A 7,211-nucleotide genomic window follows, 5' to 3' on the forward strand; every position below is an offset into this window, starting at 1 on the left:
TGTAACCAAAAAGCTTATTGCTGAACTGGAAAGAATAAATCCGGATATTATTCATTTTCATAATTTGCACGGTTATTACTTGAATGTAGAAATATTATTTCGTTATTTATCTCAGACAAAAATACCGGTCGTTTGGACATTACATGATTGCTGGCCAATGACCGGACATTGTTCCTATTTTGATTATGTGAACTGTAATAAGTGGGAAACGGAATGTCATAAGTGTCCCAATTTGAAAGGGTATCCTGCTACCATGTTCGTAGACAGGTCGAAAGATAATTTTGTTAGAAAAAAGCAAACTTTTACATCTGTTGATAATATAACTTTTGTGACTCCGTCCCATTGGTTAAAGAATATTGTTAAACGTTCCTTTTTGAGTGCGTATCCGGTGAGGGTAATTCATAATGGAGTGGATTTAGCTGTTTTCAAACCTGTAGTTTCTGAAAGTATAAAGATAAAGTATGGTCTGGATGTTAATAACAAAATTATTTTAGGAGTTGCCAGTATATGGGATCGTAGAAAAGGATTAGCCGATTTTGTCCAACTAAACCAATTACTGGCAAAAAACGAACAGATTGTATTGGTAGGATTAAGTTCAGGACAAATTCGATGTTTGCCAAAAGGAATAATAGGGATTAATCGCACAGAAAATGTGCATGAGTTAGCCGCGCTATATTCAATGGCAGATGTTTTTGTTAATCCTACTTGGGTAGATAATTTTCCTACAACTAATATAGAGGCTTTGGCCTGTGGAACCCCTGTGATTACATATCAAACCGGGGGGAGTCCGGAAGCTATCTCGCAAGATACAGGACGAGTGGTTGAAAAAGGGAATATTTCAGCTTTATATCAAGCTATATCAGAGGTTTTAAGCGGAGATAGAATATATTATCAGACTTTTTGCAGGCAACGTGCCGAACTTCTTTTCAATAAAGAAGAACGTTATCAGGATTATATAGAACTATATAAAGCGTTATTATAATTATGTATAGAAATACATGGAAATCTTTATTGTCGGTACATGCCAGCAATATACCGGGATGGCGTACAAATAGAAAAATAGTCGTTATTGAATCTGACGATTGGGGTAGCATTCGGATGTCTTCTTTAGAAGCTTTTAAAAATTTATTAAAAGCAGGTATGAGAGAGGATCGCAATCATTATAATTTGTATGACTCATTGGAAAGCAATCGTGATTTGGAGTGCTTGTTTGAAACGTTATCTAATTTTAAGGATAAGAATGGGAAAGCACCGGTAATGACGGGAGTGAACGTTGTCGCCAATCCGGTATTTGAGCGAATTAAAGAAACCGGATATACGGAATATTTTTATGAACCTTATACGGAAACTTTAAAACGTTATCCGGCTCATGACAGGGTGTATGAATTATGGAAAGAAGGTATTGAGAAACGATTGTTTGTCCCTATTTTTCATGGACGTGAGCATCTGAATGTACAACGTTGGCTACGTGCTTTAAGAAGTGGGCATCGTTCTACTTTACTTGCTTTTGAAAATGGCGTTACAGGAATCTATAATGGAATTGATGGAGAACCGATACCCAAATTTCAAGCGGCATTCGATTTGGATACGATGGATGACCTTCCTTATATGGAGGAGGTCTTAAATACAGGATTGGATCTATTTGAAAGACTATACGGTTATCGTTCGAAGTATTTTGTTCCTACTAATGGACCTTTTAATAATTCGTTGGAAAAAGTTCTGTTTGATAACGGGGTGAGGTATGTTAATTCCGGAAAAATTCAGATGGAACCTTTAGGTAATGGGGAATTTAAAAAGCATATACGTTTTTTGGGACAAAAGAATGGGGTAGGGCAGATTTATCTGACACGTAACTGTTTTTTTGAGCCTTCCAGTATGGAAAGCCCTGCCAGTACGGATTGGGTGGGGAATTGTCTGAAAGAGATGGAAGTTGCATTTTTGTGGCGTAAACCGGCTACTATCAGTTCTCACCGTGTGAATTATATTGGCTTTCTGCACCCGGAAAACAGGGAAAGATCATTGAAGAAGTTGGAAGAGTTATTGAGCAGAATGCTTAAAAAATGGCCGGATATAGAGTTTATGACATCGAGCGAATTGGGGGATTTAATAGCTTCGGAACAGAAATGAAAAAAGTAGTTCTGATCAATCAGAGTACAGGATATTTAATGGTTGATATTGTTAATGCCTATGCAAGTAAATACGATCGCGTTTCTTTAATGGCAGGCAGTATCAAGGTAACGGAACGTTCTCTGAAAGATGGGGTAGAAGTAGATAAAATAATAGCATACAACAGAGATTCTTCTTTGAAAAGGATTTTTACATGGTGTTGGGGAACCATACAAATTTTTTTTAAACTCTTATTTAATTATAGGGGATATGAAATAGTGTATGTTACTAACCCGCCTATGTGTTATTTGTTGCCTTTATTACTTCGTCATCCTTTTTCGGTGATCGTGTATGATATATATCCAGATGCATTGCGGAATATAGGCATAAAGGAAAGTAATTTTTTGTATGAATGGTGGATAGGATGGAATCGAATTGTCTTCTCCAAAGCATTAAACGTAATTACGTTAAGTGAAGGTATGAGGAAAGTTTTGGAGAAGTATGTGGATAAAGGCCGGATTCGTGTGATTCCTAATTGGACTGCATCTGAAAAATTTCGTCCTGTAAAGAAAAATGACAATTTGTTTTTACATAAGCATTCTTTGGGTGAAAAGTTTATCGTTTTGTACTCTGGCAATATTGGATATACACATAATGTGGAGTGTTTGATAGAAGTTGCACGTTTGCTTAAAAACGAAGTTGATATTCAGTTTTTAATAATTGGAGAGGGAAAAAAGAAAGAGACTCTGATTAACCTGACGAAAGAGTATGGATTGTCTTCATGCCGTTTCTTTACATGGCAGGATAGGGATACATTACCTTATTCATTGGCTGCTGCTGATGTGGGAGTGGTGACCTTGAATGATGAAACGGCACAAGTGAGCGTACCTAGTAAAACGTACAATTTATTGGCTGTAGGAGCTCCATTGTTATGTATAGCACCTAAATGTTCGGAATTGGCACACTTGGTGGATCGTTATGATAATGGGGCTTGTTTTGATAAGGAACAGGTTCGTTTAATGGCGGACTATATTTTAACTTTAAAAAACAATTCGGAATTGCAGAAACGATTGAGTGGCAATTCATTCAATGCAGCGAAAGATTTTACATATCGAAATGCACAAAATTATGTATAAAAACTGTTTTAAACGTGCAATTGACTTTATCATTGTTTTAATAGTTCTTCTGCTTATTTGGCCTTTTTTACTTATTATAAGTATTGGGCTCCATTTTGCCAACAAAGGAGCTGGAATTTTCTTTTTTCAGGAACGTCCAGGGAAAAATAGAAAAATCTTTAAAGTAATTAAGTTTAAAACAATGACCGATGAACGGGGTGCCGATGGCAAATTATTACCGGACTCTCAGCGAATTACTAAAATCGGCAAATTGGTTCGTTCTACTTCTGTTGATGAACTTCCTCAGTTAATCAATGTCTTGAAAGGCGACATGGCATTGATTGGTCCCAGGCCGTTACTGGTTCGCTATCTTCCGCTTTATTCGAAGGAACAGGCGCGCAGGCATGAAGTCCGTCCCGGTATTACCGGCTGGGCACAGGTGAATGGGCGTAATGCAATCAGTTGGACAAAGAAGTTTGAACTTGACGTGTGGTATGTAGATCATTGTTCGTTATGGCTGGATCTGTGTATTATTTTTAAAACAATAAAAAAGGTATTCATACGGGAGGGGATTTCTCAGGAAGGGCAGACCACGATGGAACCTTTTAATGGTAAGAATTAGTAGATTATGAAAGATATTGCAATTTATGGATTTGGGGGATTTGGCCGGGAAATAGCTTGTGTCATCAATGCCATCAATCAAGTTACTCCGACGTGGAATTTTATCGGCTATTTTGATGACGGGCATTCTGTTGGAGAAGCGAATAAATATGGCAGGGTTTTGGGGAATATGGAAACTGTAAATCAGTACAATGGATCACCACTTGCTATTGTAATGGCTATTGCTTCTCCTGCTGTATTGCAAAACATCACAGGCAGGATTCATAATCCTTGTATCTATTTTCCTAACATTATAGCACCTAATGTTCTTTTTTTTGATGAGGAGTCAATTCGTATCGGACAGGGAAATGTAATTACATTCGGAGGAAGGGTAAGTTGCGGTGTCACAATCGGAAATTTCAATCTGATGAATGGCTGTGTCTCATTGGGACATGATATTACAATCGGAGATTGTAACGTGATGCAGCCGGAGGTTCGAATATCCGGAGAAACAAATGTCGGTAATGCTAACTTTTTAGGAGTCAGGTGTACTGTATTGCAAGGATTGACAATAGGAAATAGTGTGAGGATAGGAACCGGAAGCGTTGTTATGAGAAAAACAAAAGACGGCATGAGTTATTTTGGTAACCCAGCGAAAATGATAAGAATACAATAACTAATCAATAAAATAAACGTTATGGAAGAGAAATTTATAGAATTAATCAAAGATGTTTTGGAAATTGAAGACCGTGAAATAAATATGAATGATAATTTTCGGGAATATGAAGAATGGAGCTCATTAGCTTATTTGTCTGTTATTGCAATGCTGGACGAGGAGTACGATTGCCAAATAGAAGAAGCTGATTTTCGTAAACTACAGACAATTGGAGATTTGTATAACGCTGCAATAAAAAAATAATAATGGCCTTTTTGCAATATGAAGGAGTAGGTATTACTGCACTGGCGGCAGCTGTACCTCGCACTGTGATAAATAATTATGAGTATACCCAGTATTTTCCGGCTGATCAGGTAAAAGAGGTTGTGGATAAAGTGGGAATATTTGAACGTCGGTTTGCTGATGAGAATACCTGTTCTTCCGATTTGTGTTATGCTGCGGCTGAAAAGTTGATTGCCGATAATAATATAGATCGATCGGAAATAGATTTGCTTGTGTTCATATCTCAAACCCCTGATTATAGAATGCCGGCTACTTCGGTTATTTTGCAGGATCGGTTGCACTTGTCTAACTCTACGATTGCGTTTGATATAAATTTAGGTTGCTCGGCATTTATGTATGGCATGAGTGTGGTATACGCTTTGATGCAACAAAAAGGATTGCGTAAGGCTTTGATTTTGGATGGGGAAACACGCTCTAAAGTTTACTCTCCAAAAGATAGACGTACTGCATTTCTTTTTGGCGATGGAGGGGTAGCTGCATTGGTAGAGAGAGGTGAATGTTTTGGTAAAAGTTATTTCTCACTGAATTCGGACGGATCACGTGAAGGACTTATTAAGGTTGATGCGGGAGGTTACCGAAAAATGAGTTCTGTAGAGACTGTGAAAGAGCGCGTTGTTGATGAGTATGGTAATATACGTAGTGAGGAACAGGGATATATGCATGGAGGGGATGTCTTTAATTTTGTGATAAGGGAAATTCCTAAAGATATTAAGGCACTGCTTGCATATGCGGAAACTGATAAGGATGAATTTGATTATATGGTTTTTCATCAGGCGAATAACTTTATTAATTCTTATCTGGCTAAAAAGCTTAAGTTGGACACAACTAAGATTCCTTCTACTATAGCCAAATACGGAAACACTTCATCTGTTTCTGTTCCTTTGACCATTGTAAGCGAGCTTAGAGGGAAATTGGATGGTGATAAGAAGTTATTATTGAGCGCTTTTGGGGTTGGTATGACTTGGGCTACTGCAATAATTAACTTCAATAATTGTAAAATTAGTGATATCGTGGAGGTATGAATCCCTTTGATCTGAGTAATAAGGTGATTTGTGTGACTGGTGCTTCTTCCGGTATAGGCAGACAATGTGCTGTAAGTTGTAGCCGGATGGGGGCAACTGTAGTTCTGTTGGCGCGTAATGAACAACGGTTACATGAGACTCTATCAATAATGGATAATCCGGATAAGCATGTTATTATTCCTGTTGATTTGACAGAGTATGCCACGGTAGAGTTGGTGGTTAAGAATATCGTAAGTCAGGTTGGAAGAATTAGCGGAGTATTACATTGTGCGGGAATCTCGACCACGTTACCTTTAAAGTTGGTTACTCCTGAGAAATTGGATGAGTTCTTTCAAGCAAATGTTTTCTCAGCCTATAATCTGACAAGGGAGGTTTGTAAGATGGGGAACTTCTCAAAGGAAGGGGGGAGCATTGTCTTTTTTTCTTCTGTAATGGGAAAGGTCGGTGAAAATGGAAAATCTTTATATGGGATGACTAAGGGGGCATTAGTTTCCGGTACACGATCTCTGGCTTGTGAACTTGCAAAGAAAAAGATCCGTGTTAACACGGTTTCTCCTGGAGTTGTTATTACTCCTATTAATTATAATTTACCTCATATTGCTGATCCCGAAAGAAGAGCTGTTTTAGAACAGCAGCATCTCCTTGGGTTGGGTGAAACGGAAGACGTAGCTAATGCATGTATTTACCTTTTGTCCGATGCTTCAAAATGGGTGACAGGTATTGATTTGTGTGTCGATGGAGGATATACTGCCAGGTGACATGGAAGTGACGCAAATTGTAAATAGGGTATATGCTTCGAATTCTTACATATTGTACCGGTTTCAGCACGATGAAGCATGGTTGGTGGATGTAGGAGATGCGGACGTTATTATCCGATGGATTGAAGAACATTCAAAAAAGTTGAAAGGGGTATTGTTGACTCACACTCATTTTGACCATATTTATGGATTGAATCAATTACTGGATAGGTATCCGGATATGATAGTTTTCACTTCACCGGAAGGCCGGGAAGGATTGTATTCTGATAAATGGAATTTTTCTCGATATCACCATTGTCCGTTTATTTATGCGGGAAGTAATGTGTGTATTTTGTCGGATAAACAGATAATGGAGTTGTGGCCTGGTGTTATGTTACACATAATTAAAACACCTGGTCATGATTGGAGTTGTTTGACTTACAAAATTGGTAGTTGGTTGTTTACGGGAGACTCTTACATACCCGGCTTAAAAGTCGTGACGACTTTTCCTAAAAGTAATCGGATAGAAGCTGCAAAATCTACAGAAATAATATTGACTCTTGCTGATATAACAAAAATCTTTCCTGGTCATGGGAATGTCGAATCTGTAACTAATTAAGTAATAATAGAACAATGGACAAACGAATTTATCTTTGTCTCGCTCATATGAGCG

At 37.9% G+C, this 7,211-nt stretch carries 9 protein-coding genes; all 9 read left to right on the forward strand.

The genetic code is table 11. The features are described from left to right. On the forward strand, window positions 1–982 hold a 982-nt coding region (locus QVP90_RS01575; protein ID WP_288203725.1), incomplete at its 5' end, for a glycosyltransferase. A gap of 2 nt (window positions 983–984) precedes the next feature. Beyond that, complete coding sequence (locus QVP90_RS01580; protein WP_021935500.1) at window positions 985–2,127, forward strand: hypothetical protein; 1,143 nt, start codon at window positions 985–987, stop codon at window positions 2,125–2,127. After that, complete coding sequence (locus QVP90_RS01585) at window positions 2,124–3,242, forward strand: glycosyltransferase family 4 protein (RefSeq protein WP_005924906.1); 1,119 nt, start codon at window positions 2,124–2,126, stop codon at window positions 3,240–3,242. The genes QVP90_RS01580 and QVP90_RS01585 overlap by 4 nt, the downstream gene beginning before the upstream one ends. Continuing rightward, window positions 3,235–3,843: a sugar transferase gene (locus QVP90_RS01590; RefSeq protein ID WP_021935501.1), complete on the forward strand. Its 609-nt coding sequence runs from the start codon at window positions 3,235–3,237 to the stop codon at window positions 3,841–3,843. The genes QVP90_RS01585 and QVP90_RS01590 overlap by 8 nt, the downstream gene beginning before the upstream one ends. Before the next feature lie 6 nt (window positions 3,844–3,849). Then, window positions 3,850–4,497 (forward strand): acetyltransferase, encoded by a 648-nt coding sequence (locus QVP90_RS01595; protein WP_021935502.1) that lies wholly within the window; start codon window positions 3,850–3,852, stop codon window positions 4,495–4,497. 21 nt (window positions 4,498–4,518) lie between these two features. Next, window positions 4,519–4,740: an acyl carrier protein gene (locus QVP90_RS01600; RefSeq protein WP_005924898.1), complete on the forward strand. Its 222-nt coding sequence runs from the start codon at window positions 4,519–4,521 to the stop codon at window positions 4,738–4,740. A 2-nt stretch (window positions 4,741–4,742) separates the two neighbouring features. Then, window positions 4,743–5,801: a 3-oxoacyl-ACP synthase III family protein gene (locus tag QVP90_RS01605; RefSeq protein ID WP_007478488.1), complete on the forward strand. Its 1,059-nt coding sequence runs from the start codon at window positions 4,743–4,745 to the stop codon at window positions 5,799–5,801. Next, window positions 5,798–6,559 carry an SDR family NAD(P)-dependent oxidoreductase gene (locus tag QVP90_RS01610; protein WP_005924892.1) on the forward strand — a complete coding sequence of 254 codons (762 nt, stop codon included), beginning with the start codon at window positions 5,798–5,800 and terminating at the stop codon, window positions 6,557–6,559. The genes QVP90_RS01605 and QVP90_RS01610 overlap by 4 nt, the downstream gene beginning before the upstream one ends. Next, window positions 6,537–7,157 carry an MBL fold metallo-hydrolase gene (locus tag QVP90_RS01615; RefSeq protein ID WP_005924889.1) on the forward strand — a complete coding sequence of 207 codons (621 nt, stop codon included), beginning with the start codon at window positions 6,537–6,539 and terminating at the stop codon, window positions 7,155–7,157. Before QVP90_RS01610 ends, QVP90_RS01615 begins: the two co-directional genes overlap by 23 nt. The last annotated feature ends 54 nt before the right edge of the window (window positions 7,158–7,211 follow it).

It is taken from the genome of Bacteroides sp. CAG:189 (assembly GCF_000432295.1).
GTDB lineage: Bacteria > Bacteroidota > Bacteroidia > Bacteroidales > Bacteroidaceae > Bacteroides > Bacteroides salyersiae.

Excerpts from the sequence above, each read along its gene's own strand:
- QVP90_RS01615 (WP_005924889.1), top strand. The coding sequence starts at position 6,537 with ATGGAGGATATACTGCCAGGTGACATGGAAGTGACGCAAATTGTAAAT.
- QVP90_RS01580 (WP_021935500.1), top strand. The coding sequence starts at position 985 with ATGTATAGAAATACATGGAAATCTTTATTGTCGGTACATGCCAGCAAT.
- QVP90_RS01605 (WP_007478488.1), top strand. The coding sequence starts at position 4,743 with ATGGCCTTTTTGCAATATGAAGGAGTAGGTATTACTGCACTGGCGGCA.
- QVP90_RS01610 (WP_005924892.1), top strand. The coding sequence starts at position 5,798 with ATGAATCCCTTTGATCTGAGTAATAAGGTGATTTGTGTGACTGGTGCT.
- QVP90_RS01585 (WP_005924906.1), top strand. The coding sequence starts at position 2,124 with ATGAAAAAAGTAGTTCTGATCAATCAGAGTACAGGATATTTAATGGTT.
- QVP90_RS01595 (WP_021935502.1), top strand. The coding sequence starts at position 3,850 with ATGAAAGATATTGCAATTTATGGATTTGGGGGATTTGGCCGGGAAATA.
- QVP90_RS01590 (WP_021935501.1), top strand. The coding sequence starts at position 3,235 with ATGTATAAAAACTGTTTTAAACGTGCAATTGACTTTATCATTGTTTTA.
- QVP90_RS01600 (WP_005924898.1), top strand. The coding sequence starts at position 4,519 with ATGGAAGAGAAATTTATAGAATTAATCAAAGATGTTTTGGAAATTGAA.